This is a genomic window from Pseudomonas sp. AK181 (assembly GCF_051122975.1).
Taxonomy (GTDB): domain Bacteria; phylum Pseudomonadota; class Gammaproteobacteria; order Pseudomonadales; family Pseudomonadaceae; genus Aquipseudomonas; species Aquipseudomonas lactis.
Window position 1 is genome coordinate 3,066,537 of sequence record NZ_CP146348.1, and the last position, 22,003, is coordinate 3,088,539.

Annotated in this window: 18 protein-coding genes; 15 read left to right on the top strand and 3 right to left on the bottom strand. The window is 59.5% G+C overall.

Annotation, left to right across the window (positions count from 1 at the left end; translation table 11 throughout):
• Positions 1 to 164: 164 nt before the first annotated feature.
• The gene (pgm, locus tag V8689_RS14075; protein ID WP_056785553.1) at positions 165 to 1,808 is read left to right on the top strand and encodes a phosphoglucomutase (alpha-D-glucose-1,6-bisphosphate-dependent); all 1,644 of its coding nucleotides are present in this window, start codon (positions 165 to 167) and stop codon (positions 1,806 to 1,808) included.
• Positions 1,809 to 1,922: 114 nt separating this feature from the next.
• Here pgm and V8689_RS14080 read toward each other — a convergent pair whose 3' ends face one another.
• Positions 1,923 to 2,618 (bottom strand): pirin family protein, encoded by a 696-nt coding sequence (locus V8689_RS14080; protein ID WP_056785550.1) that lies wholly within the window; start codon positions 2,616 to 2,618, stop codon positions 1,923 to 1,925.
• A gap of 218 nt (positions 2,619 to 2,836) precedes the next feature.
• On the opposite strand from V8689_RS14080, the gene V8689_RS14085 reads away from it, so the two are divergent.
• Positions 2,837 to 5,299 carry a UvrD-helicase domain-containing protein gene (locus V8689_RS14085; RefSeq protein WP_060765998.1) on the top strand — a complete coding sequence of 821 codons (2,463 nt, stop codon included), beginning with the start codon at positions 2,837 to 2,839 and terminating at the stop codon, positions 5,297 to 5,299.
• A 617-nt stretch (positions 5,300 to 5,916) separates the two neighbouring features.
• Here V8689_RS14085 and V8689_RS14090 read toward each other — a convergent pair.
• On the bottom strand, positions 5,917 to 6,189 hold the full coding sequence (locus V8689_RS14090) for a DUF1652 domain-containing protein (protein WP_014718395.1): 273 nt from the start codon (positions 6,187 to 6,189) through the stop codon (positions 5,917 to 5,919).
• Positions 6,190 to 6,446: 257 nt separating this feature from the next.
• Here V8689_RS14090 and V8689_RS14095 point away from each other — a divergent pair, with 257 nt between their 5' ends.
• From V8689_RS14095 to V8689_RS14120, 6 genes are all read left to right on the top strand, one after another.
• Positions 6,447 to 7,256 carry a helix-turn-helix transcriptional regulator gene (locus tag V8689_RS14095; RefSeq protein WP_056785543.1) on the top strand — a complete coding sequence of 270 codons (810 nt, stop codon included), beginning with the start codon at positions 6,447 to 6,449 and terminating at the stop codon, positions 7,254 to 7,256.
• Between the two features lie 49 nt (positions 7,257 to 7,305).
• Positions 7,306 to 8,712 (top strand): NAD(P)/FAD-dependent oxidoreductase, encoded by a 1,407-nt coding sequence (locus tag V8689_RS14100; protein WP_056785541.1) that lies wholly within the window; start codon positions 7,306 to 7,308, stop codon positions 8,710 to 8,712.
• A gap of 26 nt (positions 8,713 to 8,738) precedes the next feature.
• Complete coding sequence (locus V8689_RS14105) at positions 8,739 to 9,080, top strand: cupin domain-containing protein (RefSeq protein WP_434520726.1); 342 nt, start codon at positions 8,739 to 8,741, stop codon at positions 9,078 to 9,080.
• A gap of 60 nt (positions 9,081 to 9,140) precedes the next feature.
• Complete coding sequence (locus V8689_RS14110; RefSeq protein ID WP_056785539.1) at positions 9,141 to 10,220, top strand: polyamine ABC transporter substrate-binding protein; 1,080 nt, start codon at positions 9,141 to 9,143, stop codon at positions 10,218 to 10,220.
• 312 nt (positions 10,221 to 10,532) lie between these two features.
• Positions 10,533 to 11,003, top strand: coding sequence for a M10 family metallopeptidase C-terminal domain-containing protein (locus V8689_RS14115; protein WP_056785537.1), 471 nt, complete (start codon positions 10,533 to 10,535; stop codon positions 11,001 to 11,003).
• A 325-nt stretch (positions 11,004 to 11,328) separates the two neighbouring features.
• Positions 11,329 to 11,796: a M10 family metallopeptidase C-terminal domain-containing protein gene (locus tag V8689_RS14120; RefSeq protein ID WP_056785535.1), complete on the top strand. Its 468-nt coding sequence runs from the start codon at positions 11,329 to 11,331 to the stop codon at positions 11,794 to 11,796.
• A 2-nt stretch (positions 11,797 to 11,798) separates the two neighbouring features.
• Here V8689_RS14120 and V8689_RS14125 read toward each other — a convergent pair whose 3' ends face one another.
• A complete protein-coding gene (locus tag V8689_RS14125; RefSeq protein WP_056785531.1) occupies positions 11,799 to 12,584 on the bottom strand; it encodes a helix-turn-helix transcriptional regulator in 786 nt (261 codons plus the stop codon).
• Between the two features lie 199 nt (positions 12,585 to 12,783).
• On the opposite strand from V8689_RS14125, the gene V8689_RS14130 reads away from it, so the two are divergent.
• The 7 genes from V8689_RS14130 to V8689_RS14160 all read left to right on the top strand — a co-directional run bounded on the left by V8689_RS14130 (position 12,784) and on the right by V8689_RS14160 (position 21,986).
• On the top strand, positions 12,784 to 14,148 hold the full coding sequence (locus tag V8689_RS14130; RefSeq protein WP_056785529.1) for an APC family permease: 1,365 nt from the start codon (positions 12,784 to 12,786) through the stop codon (positions 14,146 to 14,148).
• Positions 14,149 to 14,157: 9 nt separating this feature from the next.
• Entirely contained in the window at positions 14,158 to 15,261 is a 1,104-nt protein-coding gene (locus tag V8689_RS14135) for a P1 family peptidase (RefSeq protein WP_056785526.1), read from the top strand.
• Positions 15,262 to 15,630: 369 nt separating this feature from the next.
• Positions 15,631 to 17,064: a serralysin family metalloprotease gene (locus V8689_RS14140; RefSeq protein ID WP_056785523.1), complete on the top strand. Its 1,434-nt coding sequence runs from the start codon at positions 15,631 to 15,633 to the stop codon at positions 17,062 to 17,064.
• A 48-nt stretch (positions 17,065 to 17,112) separates the two neighbouring features.
• Complete coding sequence (locus tag V8689_RS14145) at positions 17,113 to 17,481, top strand: protease inhibitor Inh/omp19 family protein (RefSeq protein ID WP_056785521.1); 369 nt, start codon at positions 17,113 to 17,115, stop codon at positions 17,479 to 17,481.
• A gap of 100 nt (positions 17,482 to 17,581) precedes the next feature.
• Complete coding sequence (locus tag V8689_RS14150; protein ID WP_056785518.1) at positions 17,582 to 19,333, top strand: type I secretion system permease/ATPase; 1,752 nt, start codon at positions 17,582 to 17,584, stop codon at positions 19,331 to 19,333.
• Positions 19,330 to 20,643: an HlyD family type I secretion periplasmic adaptor subunit gene (locus tag V8689_RS14155; RefSeq protein WP_032897414.1), complete on the top strand. Its 1,314-nt coding sequence runs from the start codon at positions 19,330 to 19,332 to the stop codon at positions 20,641 to 20,643. Before V8689_RS14150 ends, V8689_RS14155 begins: the two co-directional genes overlap by 4 nt.
• 2 nt (positions 20,644 to 20,645) lie before the next feature.
• Positions 20,646 to 21,986 carry a TolC family outer membrane protein gene (locus V8689_RS14160; RefSeq protein ID WP_056785515.1) on the top strand — a complete coding sequence of 447 codons (1,341 nt, stop codon included), beginning with the start codon at positions 20,646 to 20,648 and terminating at the stop codon, positions 21,984 to 21,986.
• The last annotated feature ends 17 nt before the right edge of the window (positions 21,987 to 22,003 follow it).

The window sequence follows — 22,003 nt, forward strand, 5'->3', positions numbered from 1 at the left end:
TGCGGCGCGTCAGTTAGATAAGCGCCAGCTGTCAGGCCGAGTGCATATCCTCACCTCAACTATCCGAAATTTCTCTTCAGGCTGTCGGATCGATACCGTCGCGCAGTAGTCCAAGCCTCAGTAAACTGTCATTTTTTCCGAATCCTTCTTTTCGAGGTTTATGCATGACTATCAGTCCTTTTGCGGGCAAACCGGCGCCAGCCCAGTTGCTGGTGGATATCCCGCGACTGGTCACGGCCTACTACACCGGCCAGCCTGATGCAGCGATCTCCACTCAGCGCGTGGCTTTTGGTACCTCCGGGCACCGTGGCAGTTCGTTTGAACTGAGTTTCAACGAGTGGCATGTGCTGGCTATCAGCCAGGCCATCTGCCTGTACCGCGAAGCGCAGGGCATCACTGGCCCATTGTTTGTCGGCCTGGATACCCATGCATTGTCGACGCCAGCCGGTGCCAGTGCGTTGGAAGTCCTGGCGGCCAACGGCGTGCACGTGATGCTGGCCGAGGGCGACGAGTACACGCCGACACCGGCGATTTCCCACGCCATCATTTGCTACAACCGTGGCCGTACGAGCGGCCTGGCGGACGGCATTGTGATCACACCGTCCCACAACCCGCCGCAAAGTGGCGGCTACAAGTACAACCCGCCTAACGGTGGCCCGGCCGATACCCACGTTACCAAGTGGATCGAAGCCAAGGCCAACGAACTGCTCGCCAACAAGTTGGCCGGGGTCAAGCGCATCACGCACGCCCAGGCGCTCAAGGCAGATACCACCCATCGCCATGACTATCTCAACAGCTACGTGGCCGACCTGATCAATGTGATCGACATGGACGCGATCCGTAGCGCCGATCTGCGCTTGGGCGTGGACCCACTGGGCGGAGCAGGGGTGCGCTACTGGTCGGCGATTGCCGAGCATTACCGCCTGAACCTCGACGTGGTGAATACCGAAGTCGATTCCACCTTCCGCTTCATGAGCGTCGACTGGGATGGCCAGATTCGCATGGACCCGTCTTCCAGCTACGCCATGCAAAGCCTGATCGGGCTCAAGGAACGCTTCGACGTTGCCTTTGCCTGTGACCCGGACCACGACCGCCACGGCATCGTCACGCCTTCCGGTGGTTTGCTGGCGCCCAACAACTACCTGGCGGTGTCCATCGACTACCTGTTCCAGAATCGCCCGGACTGGCGTGCCGACGCAGCCGTGGGCAAGACCGTGGTGAGCAGCGGCCTGATCGACCGCGTCGCGGCGCGCATCGGTCGTCGCCTGTACGAAGTGCCGGTGGGCTTCAAGTGGTTTGCCGATGGCTTGTTCGAAGGTTCGCTGGGGTTTGGCGGCGAAGAAAGCGCCGGCGCCTCGTTCCTGCGTAAGGACGGCAGCGTGTGGAGCACCGACAAGGACGGCCTGATCCCGGCCTTGCTGGCCGCGGAAATGACCTCGCGCAAAGGCCAGGACCCGAGCCAGATCTACCGTGGCTTGACCGATGCGCTGGGTGAGCCCTTCGCCATTCGCGTGGATGCCAAGGCCACTCCAGCGCAAAAAGCCCTGCTGGGTAAACTGTCGCCGGAGCAGGTCACGTCCACGCAATTGGCCGGGGAGAGCATCCAGCAGATCCTCAGCCATGCGCCGGGCAACAACCAGGCCATTGGCGGTTTGAAAGTCATGACCGAAAACGGCTGGTTTGCCGCACGGCCTTCGGGCACTGAGGACATCTACAAGATCTACGCCGAGAGCTTCATTGGCGAAGAGCACCTCAAGCAACTGGTGGAAGAAGCGCAGGTGTTGGTAGACGGCGCAATCAGCCAATAACTGACGCTGTATGTAGGAGCGAGCTTGCTCGCGAAAAACGTCAACGATAACGCGTGCTTCCTGAGTGAACGCGGTGCCGGTGAGTTCTTCGCGAGCAAGCTCGCTCCTACATGATCAGGCCAGATCCACCAGCACGATTTCGCTGTCCTCGATCGCCGTCACGCGCAACACCTGTTCATCCTCAACCGCCACGCCGTCTCGTGCCTGTGCCCGCACACCATTGACGTCAATCACGCCCGTGGCAGGCACCAGGTAGGCACGGCGACCGCTGTCCAACCGGTACTCCGCGCTTTCCCCGGCCTTCAGATTCGCCGCCACCAAGCGTGCATCCGCACGAATCCGCAAGCTTTCACTGTCGCCAGCCTTGCCGCTGGCCAGCGTTACAAAGCCCTCGCGGTTGCCTTGCGGAAACGGCTTGGCGCCCCAGGACGGCGGCAGGCCGGCCTCATTGGGGATGATCCAGATTTGGAAGATCTTGGTCGGCGTGGCCTCCAGGTTGTACTCGCTGTGGGCAATGCCGGTGCCCGCGCTCATCACCTGCACATCGCCGGCTTCGGTGTGGCCTTTGTTACCCAGGTTGTCGGCATGGCTGATGGCGCCTTCGCGCACATAGGTGATGATTTCCATGTCGCGGTGCGGGTGCTGGGGAAAGCCGCTGCCGGGGGCGATAATGTCGTCGTTCCACACCCGCAGGTTGCCCCAGTGCATGCGCTTGGGGTCGTGGTATTCGGCAAAGGAAAAGTGGTGATGAGCGTCAAGCCAGCCATGGTGGGCGCCGCCCAGGGTGGTGAAAGGTCGAAGTTCAAGCATGATCGTCTCCTGTTGATGGGGCCTATCATCCAGCAGCGCATGATCGATAAAAAGCGTAAAAACTGCCGGATTATTATCTATTTGTTCGATGGTTTATTCCGGTGTTCACTTTCACTTCATCGCCTAACTGCATGACAGCAAAGCATTTGGCTGGAACTGGGCGGCGTTTCCGGCGACCATGGTGGCCTGGTCAAAACAAGCTCACCGCAGGAGTCCGCGTGTCGCAACAACAGCCTGATCTACCCCCCGAACTGCGCCCCTTGGCTGAGATGCCACTGTTGAAGCGGCTTGCCGCTCGCCTGTTCGGCCATGGCCTCACCCGTTTGCGTGCGCAGCATCGGTTTTCCTGGCTGCATGGCCAAGCGGACGGCTTTCGCAGTGGGCATGAGGCGGGCGTTGAATACGGTTACCGCGAGGGTAAGGCCGATGGTATCGAGGAGGGCCGCCAGGTCCTGCTGATTCGTGACTTTCGCCCCGATGAGCACCGTGCGCCAGGCGTAGATGACAGCCTGTTCGACGATTGGCGGTTGCCGCTCACCGCAGAAGTGAAGAAACGCATGAAGGCCGATGTCGCGCGCCTGCTGCCAGCCCATGCGCAGCCAAGTGCGGCGCAATGGAAGATGATCTTCAGCGACACGCCCTCGACCTCAGTGATTGCGGGCGCAGGCGCCGGCAAATCGACCTCCTTGGTGCTGCGCATCCTGTTGCTCAGCCATTACCTGGGCTTTGAGCTGAGTTCGATGACGGTGGTGACGTTCACTCGCGAATCGCGCAAGGACTTCATCAACAAACTCATGGAGATTCTCAGCCTCTGGGGCCAACCCCTTGGTATTAAAGAAGCCCAGGCGGTGGTGCGCACCTTTCATTCGCGCATCCTGCCGATGGTGCGCAGCTTGCCGGGTTTTGAGCGGCTGCAGGCCTTTGAGAACCTCAGTGGTGGTTTCGAAGACGCCGACACCAATGCCTTTGACCTGCGTATCAGTGACGCCCAGCGCCAGCAGATGAACGCTTGTTATCACCGCTTGTATGGCCGCCATCAGCGTTTTCGCGAGTTGATTGCACCCTTGGCTCGCCATGGCCTGCAGCTCAAGGAGCTGGAGCGCGATCATCCGGACGTGCAAAAGCGCATGGCCGTGACTGAATTGGCCGCCAAGCGCGATGAAGAACTCTGTGATGTGATCGAAGACCTGTGGTTTCGCGCCGGTGCCTGGCCGATCAAAGGCATCGAACCCAGCCGCCAGACCTTTGAAATCAACGGCGCGCAATTTCATTGCCATGGCTATATCCCCGAGCTGGATGCCTGGGTGGTGCTGGGGTTCGAGGGGCGCGAAAACCCGCAGATCAGTCGGCCGAATTCGAAACTCTCAGTGCGCGCTGAGTGGGCGGTAAAGCGCACCTTGTTTCAAGCTTTCTGCAATAAACCTCTGATATGGCTAGATAATTACGAATCTTCAAGGCGCCTTTTGAGCAGCCTGGGCGGCGATGCCACGGCCGGGCCGGGCTTTGATTACAAGGTCAAAGGCGAGCTCGCTTCGGCGCCCCTGCTGGACAGTTTTGTCATGGCAGCCGGGTTTATCGAGAACCTTGGCTTGGATGTGCCTACGGCGGTTGGCCAGATGAGCTTTGCCAAGGACGACCCGGACCGGCTGTTCTTCGAGGCTTTGAGCATTTTCTGGAAGGCCCTGGAAGATCACCTGCTGGAACAATCGCCGCCGATCATGACCTACAACCGGATGTTCTCGCTGTTTGGCGAAAACACCCCGGAGAACCTCAAGCTGCTCAGCGATCCGCTGTTGCGGCCGATGTCGCACCTGATGATCGATGAATTCCAGGACGTGTCGCCGCAGATCGTGTCCTGGATCCGCGCCAGCCTGCGGGAAATCCGTAGTCGCGGGCCGGCCATGCACGTCGGGCGCGGTGCGCAACGTTCATCCTTGCTGTGCGTGGGGGATGACTGGCAATCGATCTATGGCTGGCGCGGCAGTTCGCCCAAGTACTTCATGGAGTTCAACAAGGAGTTTGTTTCGCCCAGCACCACCCGCGTGATGCTGGGGGAGAACTACCGCAGCCACCAGCACATCATCGACGCTGCCGAACATATCGTACGCAGCGCACCGGCCATTCCGGGCAAGAAGGCCAAGGCCAGTGGCGAGCCCAAGGCATTGGTGCCCGTCACGGTGTTGGAACGTGACGACGCGGCACTGGGGCAGCGGTTGCTGGAGCACTATCAGCGGGGCGATTCGATCCTGATGCTTTATCGAAAAAGTAGCGATAAGTTGTTGATTCATGAGTATATTCAGTCTGTAGTTAATGTGGATTCTAGCTTGGCGCCTCAGGCGCGCAGGTTGAAGCAGCTGACTTATCACAGTGCCAAGGGGCTGCAGGCGGATGCGGTGTTTTTGCTGGGTGATTGTCAGCATGTCACCAGTTCGCCGTACAAGAACCAGGTGTATCGCATGGCGGGTTTGGGCAAGGATGGCGACAGCGAGCCTTATGACAATGCGCAGAGAGACGAAGTGTTGCGCCTGGCCTACGTGGGGATTACTCGGGCGGTCAGCCATTGTTATTGGTATGTGGAGAAGCCGGAAGGCCAGGCTGTGAATGTGCCGAGGGCGTCTGAACGGGTGGATGGCAGGAAGGTGTTTTTTGATGATCAGCGTGCGCCGAAGGGGGCTGGCTGACCTGCGATGGCGGCCTGCCAGCCGACGCCTATCTACCTGATACCCCACGATCAAAAATGTGGGAGCTGGCTTGTCTGCGATGGCGGCCTGCCAGCCGACGCCTATCTACCTGACACCCCAACGATCGAAAATGTGGGAGCTGGCTTGCCTGCGATGGCGGCCTGGCAGCCGATACCTATCTACCTGAAACCCCACGATCAAAAATGTGGGAGCGGGCTTGCTCGCGAAGGCGGCCTGGCAGGCGACACAGTTGGATTGGGTGCATATCCATTCCTGCGGTAACGGCCACCTAGGGTTCCGCTCTGACAGCGGCTCACTTTTGAAAAGCGCAAAAGTAAGCAAAACGCTCTTGCTCCACCACTCGGCACCTCGCTTAGGCTCGGTGTGCCCGAACGCAGGCTTGAATCCGTGGGCCGCCGTCATGGGCCATCCTTGGCCCAGGACGGCTAACCCGGCGTCCTGCCGGGTTACCCACGAATTCAAGCCTGCGTTCGGCCAGCGTGGTTTAACGAGGCGCCTGAGATCAAGATCACAAGCAGATCAAGAGCAGATCAAGAGCGACTCGCTTCGCATCGTGGTTACCGTCGGAGTGGGCCGCTACAGGCTGTTGCCTCACCTCACGCCCGCAACGAAACCGGCGGCACAAAACTCTCCAATTCATCCTCCACGGCCTCGATGATGCGCTCCACATCAGCCGCGTTCATCACCGTGGCGCACGGGATCCCCGCGATGGCGATCAAGGTCTCGCCGCTGGCCCGGTCGAACAGGCGGGCGATCATGCTGCCGGGGGCGTCCATGCTGCCCTCGAAGCCCATCGGGTGAAAATGCCAGCGCATCAGCTGGCAGGCGTTGGGGAATGTCACTTTGTTCATGTTGCCCACCTTGTTCATTGAGCGCTTCCTTTAGCTCGCGGCAGGGGCCAGGACCTTCACTGGTCATGACAGATAAGGGCTTAAAAATAGCATTCGTTCGCAACGCCAAGGTGACTTTTTTGGGCCCGTTCAGCGATTCTTTCGCCTAATTTTGATATGGATCATGTCCTACAGAGGAATAGGCAAAAGGCCATTAGTCAGGCGCTCGATTTGACTCTTGAAGAGGCGGGTAAACTTCGGCAGTCTCAAGTATTTTTTCCGCGGTAGAGCCCGATATGCCCGACATCGCTCCAGACGATGAGTGTCAGAATTCCCACGCTACCGGCGCGCTGGTGCTGCGCCATCACTTGTGCTGGCGCCATCGCGATCTGGACGGAGTGATGGCCTACTATCACCCCGACATCCAGTACCACGATTTTTTCCAGAACCGTGTGGTGGGCTATGCCGAGTTGCGTGAGTACTTGCAGGCCAGCATGCCCCGTGAGGCAGACGAGGCGATTGAACACACCGATCGCATCCGCGCCGATGGCGATACGGCGTTTATCCAGTACCGCATTACCTTGCGTGGCGGCCAGGGCCTGGTGTCGTTTCGTACCAGTGAGGCCATTACGGTGCGTGACGGGTTGATCTGGCGGGTGAATGAATATGCGTCCCTGGTGCACGAGCAACCTACCCAGGCGCTGCGCCCGACGGTCAGCCGCCTGGGTCTGTCGCCCCAGCAGTTGGGTTATATGGCCAATGACCTGCAACAGTATTTCGAGCGTCAGCAACCGTACCTGGACCCGGAGCTGGACCTGCAGCGGGTCGCCAAGGCCTGTGGCTACAGTCGCAACCAGATGTCCTACCTGCTGAACCAGGTGCTGGGGCAGAGCTTCTATCGCTACGTCAACCAGGCGCGACTCCAGCATGTGCTGGCCGCGTTGGACTGCGCCACACCACCCATCAAGGTGGATGATCTGGCCTTTGCCGCCGGTTTCAATTCACTTTCGGCGTTCTACAGCGCGTTTCGCCAGCACACCGGGCAATCGCCCAAGGCGTACCTCAAACAAATTTCTCTGCGTGCACGCGCGCAAGACAGCCCCTGACGCTGCGCTCTAGGATCGACCCTATCGAACCGAGGTAGGGGAACCTGGCATGCCGGCATGGCGCAGTATCAGTTTATGGATGGACCAGCTGGACGACCCGTTGGTAGCGCGGCCGTCGCTGGAGCACGACCTGGACGTCAATGTGGCGATTATCGGCGCCGGCTACACCGGCCTGTGGACCGCCTATTACCTGAAGCGCCAGGCCCCCGAGTTGAAAATTGCGATCATCGAGGCGCAAACCGCCGGTTTCGGCGCATCCGGGCGCAATGGTGGCTGGCTGATGGGCAACCTCTTGGGGGAAGACCGTCTGCTGGCAGGGCTTGCCCCCCAGCACCGGCGCGCTTCGTTTGACCTCTTGCATGGCATTCCCGATGAAGTGGCCCAGGTGCTGGCCCGCGAAGGCATTGACTGCGATTACCGCAAAGGTGGCGCCTTGTATTGCGCCGCACGCTACCCGGAACAGGAAGGCAGCCTGCGCCGCTATCTGGACAAGCTGTACGCCCAAGGCCTCACCGAAGCGGACTACCGCTGGCTCAGCCCGCAGCAATTGGCCGAGCAGGTCCGCATTGCCAAGCCTTATGGCGGCATCTATGCCCCTCACGTTGCGACCATCAACCCAGCGAAACTGGTGCGTGGCCTGGCGCGGGCCGTTGAGAACCTGGGTGTAGCCATCTACGAGAACAGCCCCGTGACCCATTGGCAGTCCGGCAGCCTGCGCACCGCGAAGGCCAGCGTGCGCGCCGCCTGGGTGGTGCCTGCTGTCGAGGGCTACGCCAACACCTTGCCGCCGTTGGGCCGCTACCAGTTACCGGTGCAGAGTTTGATCGTCGCCACCGAACCGCTGCCGGCCAGCACCTGGGATGACATCGGGCTCAGCCAGGGCCAGGCCTTTGGCGAGAGCAGCCGACAAGTCACCTACGGCCAGCGTACGGCCGACAATCGCCTGGTGTTCGGCGCCCGTGGCGGTTATCAATTTGCCGGCAAGTTACGGCACAACTTCGACCTGACGGACAGTGAGGTGGAGTTACGTCGCTACCTGTTTGGCGAACTCTTCCCACAGCTGAAAAAGGCCAGGATTACCCACTCCTGGGGCGGCAACCTGGGCATGTCGCGCCGTTTTCGACCGCACATGCTCTGTGACCACAACACCGGCGTCGCACTGTCCGGCGGTTATGGCGGGGAGGGCGTGGGCGCCACCAACCTCGGCGGCCGCACCCTGGCCGATTTGATCCTGGGGCGCGACACCTTGCTGACTCAACAACCTTGGGTGATTCGCGAGGGCGGCCTCAAAGCACTCAAACCCTGGGAGCCGGAACCGTGCCGCTGGCTGGGCTACAACGCGATCATTCGCAGTTTTGTTCATGAAGACCAGGTCTTGGCCAACCCCAACACTGCGCCCTGGCGTCGCAAGCTGGCGACCGGCATTGCCGGTTTCATGGAAGGTTTCATGCACTAAGTCGTTCCACCCACAGGGGAAAACCCATGAGCATCACCCAATTCAAAGACACGCTGAACACCCCGCTGCCAGATTCATCACCGGTGGCGGCGCCTTTGGGCGAGCCCATCGCCGTGGCCTCCACGCTGAGCGTGGAGCGCAACGACGGCGTCGAGACCGGTATCTGGGCCTGTACGTCGGGGCGCTGGCGTCGGCAGATCACGTCCCAGGAGTTCTGCCATTTCATCCAGGGGCGCTGCACCTTCACGCCCGACAACGGAGAAACCCTGCACATACAAGCCGGTGACGCACTGATGTTGCCAGCCAATAGCACCGGTATCTGGGATATCCAGGAAACCGTGCGCAAGACCTATGTCCTGATTCTGTAACGCTTTGATCCTTGATCGCCTGCCATAAAAACAGCCCTAAAACCGCCAGGAAATCGAACCATGAAAGCCATTGCCCTGTTGCCCTTGATGTTGGTGGCCTCTATCAGCCAGGCCGCCGAGACCGTGAAGATCTATAACTGGTCGGACTACATCGCGCCGGACACTACCAGGAATTTCCAGAAAGACACCGGCATCGGTTTCACCTACGACGTGTACGACAGCAACGAGACCCTCGACGGCAAGCTGATGACCGGTAAATCCGGCTACGACGTGGTGTTCCCCTCCAACCATTTCATGGCGCGGCAGATCCAGGGCGGCGCCCTGAAAAAGCTCGACAAGAGCCAGTTGCCCAACTGGAAAAACCTCAACCCGGTGCTGCTCAAGGCCCTGGAAAATAACGACCCTGGCAACGCCCACGGCTTCCCGTACCTGTGGGGCAGCACCGGCATTGGCTACAACATCGACAAGGTTAAGGCGGTACTCGGCGACAACGCCCCGGTGGATTCCTGGGACTTGATCTTCAAACCGGAAAACATGGCCAAGCTGCAAAAATGTGGGGTCGCCATCCTCGATAACGGCCCCGAACTGCTGCCTGCCGCGCTGAATTACCTGGGCTTGCCGCACCACAGCAAAAAAGCCGAGGACTACAAAAAGGCCGAAGCCCTGCTGATGAAAGTGCGACCTTACGTGGCGTATTTCCACTCTTCGAAATACACCGCCGACCTGGCCAATGGCGATATCTGCGTGGCCGTCGGTTTCTCCGGCGACATCCTGCAGGCCGAAAGCCGCGCCAAAGAAGCCAAGAACGGCGTGAATATCGGCTACAACATTCCCAAGGAAGGCGCGGCAATCTGGTTCGACATGGTGGCTATGCCCGTCGACGCCCCCAATGAAAAAGCCGGCTATGCATTCATGAACTACCTGCTGCGCCCCGACGTGATGGCGAGTATCACCAACTACGTGCACTACGCTAACGGCAACGCGGCGGCCGACAGCCTGGTAGACCCGGCAATCAAGGCCGATACCAAGGTGTATCCAAGCGCGGAAATGATGGGCAAGTTATTTGCACTGCAAGCCATGCCGTTGAACATCGACCGGGTGCGTACTCGGGTTTGGAACACCATTCGCACGGGGCGATAATTCATACCTTTCGTGTGCTGGCATAGAGTGTTTTTTTAATAGTGTGGACTTAATTAAGGTGTCCGCATAATCAAACTGCCATGCCAGCACACCGCCATTGAAATAAAAGTTCGCAACAGGGAGCTCTTTCGGGATTGTTAAGTCACTATCAAGTTGATAGGGCGAATGAACGGTTGCGAGATATGTACAGTGTCAGTTTCCTGAAATGATGTGTTAAAGATAATGGCTGGGAGATGAGGGGGGAATGTGAGAGCGTTGCGTACTGAAATATGCGTAGTACTTCAACATAAAACTGACTAAAGGGTTATCAATATGACGACATACGCCCCCCTTCCTATCGGTGGAACCTGGACCTCACCGGCCTCTCATACTCCCGTGTTACGGGGGGGGAACCGTGCTGAACGGCTTGTCGCCGTCCCCGGCGAAGCGTCTGTGCTTATCGGGCGGGGCGGCGCTGACCATTTATGGGGAGCGTGGGGTGCAAATACCTTCAAGTATGAAAAGCTCTCCGACTCCTCTGGCACTAACGAAGATGTTATCTTTAATTTTGATCCTGGAGAGGACAAAATTGACGTATCAAAACTGTTAAAAAAGTACAGGGTGAAAGAAGTCAGAATTCAGGATGAGCCGCCCGAGAAAATAGGTGATGTACAGATCACACATAGTCCCTTTGGCGACAGTAGACTAACAATCAAAGTACGCCCCCATGGGCCGGACTTCTCTGTTCGTGTTGATGCCATGAAATTGTTGCCTGAGCATATCGATTTCTTCAGTCGTCGTTAAAGTCTTGGTTGATGCCAGGTCGATCAGGTAAGCCATACTGCTGAGTATCGATCACGTGGGTGCTCGGGTAGGGAATGCCATCCGAACGAGGAGATGATCAGCTGGCGTTCACATTTATAAGCCGCTGGCTTGAAGTATAAGCCAGCATCCCTGGCGCTCAGATGATAAATGCGCTATTGGCGGTGACCTTAATAAATAATGACGTCATATTTAAGACATTTAATGTCAAGTATTTCGAGTGGAAAGTGTTATTGCCTGCGTGAGAGATTTCGATCCGCAGCGCGTAACACTTTTACATACACTCACTCTCTGACAGGTGACTTATATGTCCTCAATAGAAAGCCTTCCCACTGGCGGCACGTGGACCCATCCGGAAAACAGCCCGCCGACCTTGCGCGGTACAGACCAGCGTGAGCGCCTGGAAGCCAAGCGGGGCGAGCCCTCGGTGCTTATCGGCGGCGGTGGTGCCGACCAGTTGGTGGGGCGCCAAGGTGAGAATATATTCAAATATGAAAAAAGCACCGACTCGCTTAGCGATGACCCAGACACGCTCTTGAACTTCAACCCCAAGGAGGATGAAATCGATGTGTCCGGAGTATTAAAAGACAACAATATCTCAGCCATTAATATTCAATCTGGCCCGCCCGTAGAGGTGGGGGATGTGCAACTCACGCATGAGTTTGGCGTGAGCACCTTGAATATCAAGGTAAACCCTGAAGGGCCGAACTTTTCTGTACGCGTTGATGGCGTACATTTATTGCCGCAGCATATTAATTTCTTTCATTCGGATTAAGCCTATGGATTCTCCAGGTCATGGCCCAACGACTGAATGAATAGGGAAAACAACTCGGGCTGCGACGAGATGTCCAGCTTGGCGTACAAATGCCTGCGGTGCACTTTTACGGTGTCCGGCGAGATCTTCAAGCGTTCGGCCATGGCCTTGGAGGAGAACCCACGCAACACCAGGCGGGCAATCTCCAGCTCGCGATCCGACAGCACGCCGCTGCCGAAGTGACTCAGGGCATCGCGAATCTGACTGTCCATAGCTGGTGCCCGTTGGGTGCTTTGCTGCCAATGCTGCTGCATGAGCGGCAACACCCAGGCCGACAGCGTGGTCAACAGCCCGGTTTCTTCAAAGCTGAAGCGTCGCTGCATACCCAGTGACAGCGACAGCGTGCCCGCGCCGGGCAATTGCAGGATCAATTGCACTTCGTCTTCCAGTACGTTGTCGTGGAAGTAATTGAGGAAGTACTCACTTTGGCGAAAATGGTCCGGCGCCACTTCTTCCAGGCGGTATACGCCACTGGCATAGTGCTCGCGGCAGGCTTGGTAGAACGGGTCGAGCAGGTACAGGCCGTTGAGGTACACCAGCATCGACGCCGGTTTGCTGCTGGGTTGGGCGTCGTACTCTTCCAGTGCCTGGGGCGGGCCATCCAGCGGGTAGAAAATCGCCAGGGCATTATCGAAAGGCAGGCATTGGTGCAACAACAGCACCAGTTGCTTCCAGAACCGCTCGGTGCCGATCTGTGACAGGGTGCGGCCCAACCCAGCATGCATACCCATTTCCCGGAACAGGCTCATCTCATCATCCCCACCCTCAAATAATCGGCCAAGGGTTAGGCTTCTGGCGGGCACCGTCAAGGGGAGTACGCCAATAGGGGAATTGGCCGACAGGCACGCCAGCCGATAACGTCGTCACTGTCCAACGGGAAGCATATCCCGAGGAAAAATCATTTTTCGTTTCTGCCTCACACCAAAAACAACGACAGAGGATAACGATATGAGTGCTACCCCCGCGCCCGATGGCGTGCTCAAGCCCACCCTGAGCGTCTTTGATGTAGTGGCCATTACCGTTTCAGCGGTAACGCCGGCCAGTTCCGTCTTTGTGATCGCCCCGTTTGCCATCCAGCAGGCGGGCAGTGGCGTGTTCCTGGCGTTCGTGATGGCGGCGTTACTCGCGTTGATGTTCGCCTTCTGTTACGCCGAACTCGGCCGCGCCCATAACACCGCCGGCGGCGAGTATGTGTATGCCAAGCGCGTATTTGGCGGCATGGCTGGTTACGCCACCTTCCTGACGGTGCTGGTGATGTTGTTGTTTATCCCGCCGGTATTGGCCACCGGTGCGGCGACTTACCTGAATAACGCCCTGGGCACCAAGTTCGACGCGCAAACGGTCGCCCTGGTGATCGTGGTCTGCAGCTACGCCCTGGGCATCCTCAATATCAAGCTCAACGCCTGGATTACCGGCACCTGCCTGCTGTTGGAAGTGGCGGCGTTGCTGGTGATTGTGGTGATCGGCTTCGGTAATCCGGTGCAGCCGGCCAGTGTGTTGTTGCAGCCGCAGATCGTCGAAAACGGCGTGTTGCACCTGGCACCCTGGGCCTTGGTGATCGGCGCCGTCGGCATCGGCCTGTTCTCGTTCAACGGTTACGGCCCGGCGGTGTTGCTGGCTGAAGACATGAAGTGCGGCGGCAAGGGCGTGCACAAGGCGGTGCTCTGGTCCCTGGGGTTGGTGGTGGTGATTGAGTTGGTGCCGATCACCGCGCTGTTGATCGGCGCACCGTCCCTGAGCGAGATGATCAGCAGCCCCGACCCGATCGGCTACCTGTTGACCAGCCATGGCAATGAAACCCTGTCGCGGTTGGTGAGCGCCGGGATTTTCCTGTCAGTGTTCAACGCGATCGTCGCCATCGTGATCCAGATTGGCCGGGTGGTATTCAGCAGCGGTCGCGATGCGCTGTGGACGCCAAGCATCAACAGGCTGTTCACACGTATTCACCCGCGCTGGGACTCACCGTGGTTGGCGACGCTGTTTCTGGCGATCCCTTCGGCGCTGTTGAGCTTCAGCTCCAACCTGGCCGACCTGACCTCGTTCAGCGTGTTGCTGATCATGCTGGTGTATCTGGTGGTGGCGCTGAGCGCGCTGATGAGCCGGGTGCTGTTGCGTGATCGCGAGCATCCCTATCGCATGCCGTTATGGCCGCTGCCGGCATTGCTGGCGGTGCTCGGTGCCGGTTATCTGCTGGTCACCTTGATCCTGGAGGCCTCGGTACGCGACATCATGATCATCATCGGCTTGCTGGCCCTGTCGGTTATTTTGTATTGCATCAGTGGCCGGTTGAGTCCGGCGTTTCAGAAATTGTAAGGAGTGGGTATGCGTGCACGTCAATTGGGCATCACGTTGGGGCTGGGCATGCCTGGCGAGTTGAATGCCATCACCGATGTTCCCGGGGTTCGCGTCGGCCATGCCACGCTCAAGGCGCAGGTCGACGGCAAGCAGGTGCGCACCGGCGTTACGCTGATCCAGCCACGTGCCGGGGAAGCGCGGCATCAACCGTGTTTTGCCGGCTACCACGTGCTCAACGGCAATGGCGACGCCACGGGGCTTGAATGGATCAGCGAGGCGGGGTTGTTGACCACGCCGATGGCCATTACCAACACCCACAGTATCGGGGTGGTGCGCGACAGCTTGATCGCCCTGGAGCGCGAGCGCCTGGCGGACCCTGCGGTGTACTGGTGCATGCCGGTGGTCATGGAAACCTACGATGGTCTGCTCAACGACATCTGGGGCCAGCATGTACGCCCTGAGCATGTGCGCCAGGCCCTGGACCAGGCGGAAAGCGGCCCGGTGCAGGAAGGCGCGGTAGGCGGTGGCACCGGCATGATTTGCCACGAGTTCAAGGGCGGCATCGGCACCGCGTCACGGCGGTTGCCAGCGGAGCAGGGCGGCTGGACCGTCGGCGTACTGGTGCAGGCCAACCATGGCAAGCGCCAGGAGCTGCGGGTCGATGGCTACCCGGTGGGCCGTCATTTGATGGACATTGCTTCGCCCTTTGCCGAGCGAGGCACTCCCGGCATGGGCTCCATCGTGGTGATCATCGCCACGGACGCCCCTTTGCTGCCCCACCAATGCCAGCGCCTGGCACAGCGCGCGTCCATCGGCATCGCGCGCACCGGTGGCGGCACCGAGGATTCCAGCGGTGACCTGTTCCTGGCCTTTGCCACCGGTAACCAGGATTTGCCACCGGCCGACTATGGGCGCAAGGACCTGCCGCTCAGCACCGGCTTGCAGATGGTCAACAATGATCATATTTCGCCGCTGTTCAGCGCGGCGGCAGAGGCGGTGGAGGAGGCGATCATCAACGCCATTCTGGCAGGTGAAGACATGACCACCCAGGACGGCGTCAAGGTGCCGGGGCTGGCTGGCGAAACCCTGCTGGCGGCGTTGAAACAGTGTGGCTGGAGTGTGTCCCGGTAATGGGGGACAGCGCACTTTAATAGTGCCGATAGTGGCTCTTTAATGTTGCTAATGACACCGTGACAATATATTGGATCCATTAATCAAGTGGGCCGCTCACTTAGAGCGGCTTTACTTGTATTTAATATTTAAATAGTGCCGTGTGCCGATTCGGCCACACAAACGCAACGGCCCCCAATAAACACTGCGTGGGACTTCTGCAACTTGAACCTGCGTCACAAGTGTGCGATGGAAATAGATGTAGACGAAAGATTTCAAGTTGTGTCAGTTTTCTTACGCCTTCAAAAGAGGTGAGTGATAGGACTATCCTCGCCCGCGAGGTTCCTATCGAACAAAGACTGATGCACTTGCAAACAAGGAAGTACGTTTATGTCAAAAGTAAAAGACAAAGCTATTGTATCTGCCGCGCAAGCCAGCACTGCTTACTCGCAAATCGATAGCTTCAGCCATTTGTATGACCGTGGCGGCAACCTCACGGTCAATGGCAAACCGTCCTACACCGTAGACCAGGCAGCGACCCAGCTGCTGCGGGATGGTGCTGCGTACCGGGACTTTGATGGCAACGGCAAGATCGATCTGACCTACACCTTCCTCACCTCGGCTACCCAGAGCACCATGAACAAGCATGGCATCTCGGGGTTCAGCCAATTCAACACCCAGCAGAAAGCACAGGCCGCACTGGCCATGCAATCCTGGGCGGATGTCGCCAACGTGACCTTTACCGAAAAGGCTTCCGGCGGTGACGGCCACATGACCTTCGGCAATTACAGTGGTGGTCAGGACGGCGCCGCGGCCTTCGCTTACCTGCCCGGTACCGGTGCAGGCTACGACGGCACTTCGTGGTACCTGACTAACAACAGCTACACGCCGAACAAGACCCCGGACCTGAACAACTATGGCCGGCAAACCCTGACCCACGAAATCGGCCACACCCTGGGCCTGGCTCACCCTGGCGACTACAACGCCGGGAACGGCAACCCGACCTATAACGACGCAACCTATGGACAGGACACGCGTGGTTATAGCCTCATGAGTTACTGGAGCGAGAGCAACACCAACCAGAACTTCAGCAAAGGCGGCGTCGAAGCTTACGCTTCCGGCCCGCTGATCGACGACATCGCCGCGATCCAGAAGCTCTACGGTGCCAACCTCAGCACCCGCGCCACCGACACCACCTACGGGTTCAACTCCAACACCGGGCGTGATTTTCTCAGCGCCACATCCAACGCCGACAAGCTGGTGTTTTCGGTATGGGACGGTGGCGGCAACGACACCCTGGACTTCTCCGGTTTCACCCAGAACCAGAAGATCAACCTCACGGCCACCTCGTTCTCTGATGTGGGCGGCCTAGTGGGCAACGTGTCCATCGCCAAGGGCGTCACCATCGAGAACGCGTTCGGCGGCGCGGGCAACGACCTGATCATTGGTAACCAAGTCGCCAACACCATCAAGGGCGGGGCCGGCAACGACCTCATCTACGGCGGCGGCGGTGCGGACCAGCTGTGGGGCGGCGCTGGCAGCGACACTTTCGTGTACGGTGCCAGTTCCGACTCCAAACCAGGGGCTGCGGACAAGATCTTCGACTTCACCTCGGGTTCGGACAAGATCGACCTGTCTGGTATCACCAAGGGTGCGGGCGTGACCTTCGTCAACGCCTTTACCGGGCATGCCGGCGATGCTGTACTGAGCTATGCCTCGGGTACCAACCTGGGCACCTTGGCCGTGGACTTTTCCGGGCACGGCGTGGCGGATTTCCTCGTCACCACCGTTGGCCAGGCCGCTGCCAGTGACATCGTAGCCTGATGTAAAACGCGCGGTGCTTCGGCGCCGCGCTCCAGGCTGGAGTTGGATATGCCACGTTTTTCCCATTTGATCGCCTGTGTTGTACAGGTGTTGTTCGTGTCGGCAGGAGCCCACGCAATGGCTAGCAGTCTTGTATTACCCACCGCCGCGCAGCTTGCCGGGCAGTGGGAGCTGAAGCAGCAGGATCAGGTGTGCGCGCTCAAGTTAGTGGAGCAAGCCAACGCCCTGGAGGGCGATATCGCCTGTGCCGAGCAATGGCTGGGCGACAAGCCGCAGACATGGTCACCCACGCCGGATGGTATCTGGCTGTTTAACGCTGAAGGCTCAGGGATCACCCATTTGAATCGCCAGAAAGAGGGCGACTATCAAGCGCGCACTAAAGATGGCGAAGTTGTAACGCTGCAACGTAAGCCTTAATTAAAAGTTATAAGCATATAACTCGAGTTATTAGGTGGCCGTACCCTACTCGGTAGGGGTGACCCTTTTGCGTAATTCGCTGCAAGGAAAAACAATTAATATGGCGAAGTCCCGTGGGGTGGCGCCCTTATTCAGGGCGCTGGGTGAATACAAGAGTATTTTGATCAGCGTTGGCTGTTTCACGGCATTGATTAACCTATTAATGCTGGTGCCCTCGATTTACATGCTGCAAGTGTATGACCGTGTGTTGTCCTCCCAGAATGAAACCACTCTGGTGATGTTGACGCTGATGGTCGTAGGCTTCTTTGCGTTTATTGGCCTGCTGGAAGTGGTGCGCAGCTTTATCGTGATCCGCATTGGTAGCCAGTTGGAGCGACGGTTCAACTTGCGCGTGTACAAAGCCGCGTTCGAGCGCAACCTGCAGCGTGGCCAGGGGCATGCCGGGCAATCCTTGGGCGACCTGACCGCTCTGCGCCAATTCATCACGGGGCCGGCGCTGTTCGCGTTTTTCGATGCGCCGTGGTTCCCGATCTACCTGTTCGTGATTTTCCTGTTCAACGTGTGGCTCGGCGTACTGGCCACGGCGGGCGCGGTGCTGTTGATTGCCCTGGCGTGCCTGAATGAATACCTGACCAAAAAGCCGTTGGGCGAGGCCAGCGGTTATTCGCAGCAGTCCACGCAACTGGCTACCAGCCATTTGCACAACGCCGAAACCATCCAGGCCATGGGCATGCTCGGCGCGCTGCGCCAACGCTGGTTTGGCGTGCATTCGCGGTTCCTGGGCTTGCAGAACCAGGCCAGCGACACCGGTTCGATCATCACCTCCTTAAGCAAATCCCTGCGCCTGTGCCTGCAATCCTTGGTGCTGGGCCTGGGCGCCTACCTGGTGATCAAGGGTGACATGACCGCCGGCATGATGATCGCAGGCTCCATCTTGATGGGCCGCGTACTCAGCCCCATCGACCAATTGATTGCAGTGTGGAAGCAATGGAGCTCGGCCAAGCTGGCCTACCAGCGCCTCGACGAATTGCTGCGCGAATTCCCCCCAGAGGCTGAGCACATGGCTTTGCCGGCGCCCAACGGCCAGGTCAGTTTCGAACAGGTCAGCGCCGGCCCGCCGGGGCGGCGCATGGCGACCCTGCATCAGGTCAGCTTCAACCTGGCGGCCGGTGAAGTGCTGGGCGTGCTCGGCGCGTCGGGCTCCGGCAAGTCCACCCTGGCCCGCGTGTTGGTGGGCGTGTGGCCAACCCTGGCCGGCACCGTGCGCCTGGACGGCGCGGATATTCACCGCTGGAACCGCGACGATCTCGGCCCGCATATCGGCTATCTGCCCCAGGACATCGAGCTGTTCAGCGGCAGCATCGCCGACAACATCGCGCGCTTTCGCGAAGCCGACCCGGAACTGGTGGTCAAGGCCGCGCAACAGGCCGGTGTGCATGAACTGATCCTGCGCCTGCCCCAAGGCTACGACACGGTGCTGGGCGACAACGGCGGTGGTTTGTCCGGCGGCCAGAAACAACGCGTGGCCCTGGCCCGCGCCCTGTACGGCGGGCCGCGCCTGATCGTGCTGGACGAACCCAACTCCAACCTCGACACCGTCGGCGAAGCGGCGTTGGCCAGCGCCATCGTGCAGATGAAAGCCCAGGGCAGCAGCGTGGTGCTGGTGACCCACCGTTCTTCGGCGTTGGCCCAGGCCGACAAGCTGTTGGTACTCAACGACGGGCATCTGCAAGCCTTCGGGCCCAGCCAAGACGTGCTGCGCGCGTTGTCCGGCCAGCAGGAAGCGCCGAAGGAGAAACCCGGCGTGAGTTTCAGTCGTCAGTACCCGGCCGCAAGGAATCCAGGCGCATGAGCAGCCTTACTGTTGAACCTCGTAGCAAAGAACGTGATGCCGGCTTTTTCGTAAAAATGGGCTGGGTGATGACCATTGTCGGGGCCGGTGGGTTTTTCCTCTGGGCCAGCCTGGCACCGTTGGACCAGGGCATCCCGGTACAAGGCACCGTGGTGGTGTCCGGCAAGCGCAAGGCCGTACAAACCTTCAGCCCCGGCGTGGTCAGCCGCATCCTGGTAAAAGAGGGCGAACTGGTCAAGCAAGGCCAGCCGCTGTTTCGTCTCGACCAGACCCAGAACCAGGCCGATGTGCAATCGCTGCAAGCCCAGTACCGCATGGCCTGGGCCAGCGTGGCGCGTTGGCAGAGCGAGCGTGACAACCTCTCCAGCATCACCTTTCCCGCAGAACTGAGCGCCAATCCCGATCCCGCGCTGATGCTGGTGCTGGAAGGCCAGCGCCAACTGTTCAGCAGCCGTCGCGACGCGTTTGCCCGTGAACAAGCCGGGATCCGCGCCAGCATCGAGGGTGCTACCTCGCAGTTGAGCGGCATGCGCCGTGCGCGCAGCGACTTGACCGCCCAGGCCCAATCCCTGCGCGCGCAACTGAGCAACCTTCAACCCTTGGCCGACAACGGCTATATACCGCGCAACCGGCTGATGGACTACCAGCGCCAGTTATCCCAGGTGCAGCAGGACCTGGCGCAAAACGCCGGTGAAAGCGGCCGGATAGAGCAGGGCATTGTCGAGTCGCGGCTCAAATTGCAGCAGCACAGCGAGGAATATCAAAAAGAGGTGCGCAGCCAATTGGCCGACGCGCAACTGCGCAGCCTGACCCTGGAACAGCAACTGACCTCCGCCGGCTTCAACCTGCAACACAGCGAAATCAACGCGCCGGCCGATGGCATCGCCGTCAACCTCAGCGTGCACACCGAGGGCGCCGTGGTGCGTGCCGGTGAAACCCTGCTGGAGATCGTGCCTCAGGGCACACGTCTGGAAGTGGAAGGGCATTTGCCCGTGCACCTGGTGGACAAGGTTGGCACGCACTTGCCGGTCGACATCCTCTTCACTGCCTTCAACCAAAGCCGCACGCCACGGGTGCCGGGTGAAGTCAGTCTGATTTCCGCCGACCAGATGCTCGATGAAAAGACCGGTGCACCGTACTACGTGCTGCGTACCAGCGTCAGCGAAGCGGCGATGGAAAAACTCAACGGCCTGGTGATCAAGCCCGGCATGCCCGCCGAGATGTTCGTGCGCACCGGCGAGCGTTCCTTGCTCAATTACCTGTTCAAGCCGCTGCTGGACCGCGCCGGCTCCGCGTTGACTGAGGAATGAGCATGAAGCCAGTGTTCATTTCGCTGTTGCTGGTGTGTGGCAGTGCCCAGGCGGCCATGGGGCCCTTTGATGTGTACGAGCAGGCGCTGCGCAACGACCCGGTGTTCCTCGGCGCCATCAAGGAACGCGACGCCGGCCTGGAAAACCGCACCATTGGCCGCGCCGGCTTGCTGCCGCGGCTGTCCTACAACTACAACAAGGGCCGCAACAACTCCGAAGCGCACCTGCCTGACGGGCGCGGCGGCAGCTATCGCGACGACCGCAACTACAACAGCTACGGCTCGATCTTCAGCCTGCAACAGCCACTGTTCGACTACGAAGCCTATGCCAACTACCGCAAGGGCGTGGCCCAGGCGCTGTTCGCCGATGAAAGCTTTCGCGACAAGAGCCAGGCGTTGCTGGTGCGGGTGTTGAGCTATTACACCCAGGCACTGTTTGCCCAGGACCAGATCGACATCGCCAGGGCCAAGAAGAAGGCGTTCGAGCAACAGTTCCAGCAGAACCGCCATCTGTTCGAGCAAGGCGAGGGCACTCGCACCGATATCCTTGAAGCCGAGTCGCGCTACGAGCTGGCCACCGCCGAAGAGATCCAGGCCCTGGATGAGCAGGACGCCTCGCTGCGGGAACTGGGCGCGTTGATCGGCGTGCAAAGCGTCAACATCAACGACCTGGCACCGTTGAACCAGAGCTTCGCCGCGTTCACCCTGACCCCGGCCAACTACGACACCTGGCATGAACTGGCGCTGACCAACAACCCGGTGCTGGCCTCGCAGCGCCAGTCCCTGGAAGTGGCGCGCTATGAAGTGGAACGCAACCGCGCCGGGCATTTGCCGCGCATCACCGCGTATGCCACCTCGCGCAAGCAGGAGTCCGACAGCGGCAACACCTACAACCAGCGCTACGACACCAACACCATCGGCGTCGAAGTGAGCATGCCGCTGTATGCCGGTGGCGGTATCTCGGCCTCCACCCGCCAGGCCAGCCGTGCCATGGAGCAGGCGGAGTACGAGCTGGAAGGCAAGACCCGCGAAACCCTGATCGAACTGCGTCGCCAGTTCAGTGCGTGCCTGTCAGGCGTGAGCAAGTTGCGCGCCTATCAGAAAGCGCTGGCATCCGCCGAGGCGCTGGTGGTGTCGACCAAGCAAAGCATTCTCGGCGGCGAGCGCGTCAACCTCGACGCGCTGAACGCCGAACAGCAGCTGTACAGCACCCGCCGCGACCTGGCCCAGGCGCGTTATGACTACTTGATGGCCTGGACCAAATTGCACTACTACGCGGGCAACTTGCGTGACACCGACTTGGCCAAAGTGGACGAAGCCTTCGGCCCGGATGGAAAACTGTAGGAGCGAGCTTGCTCGCG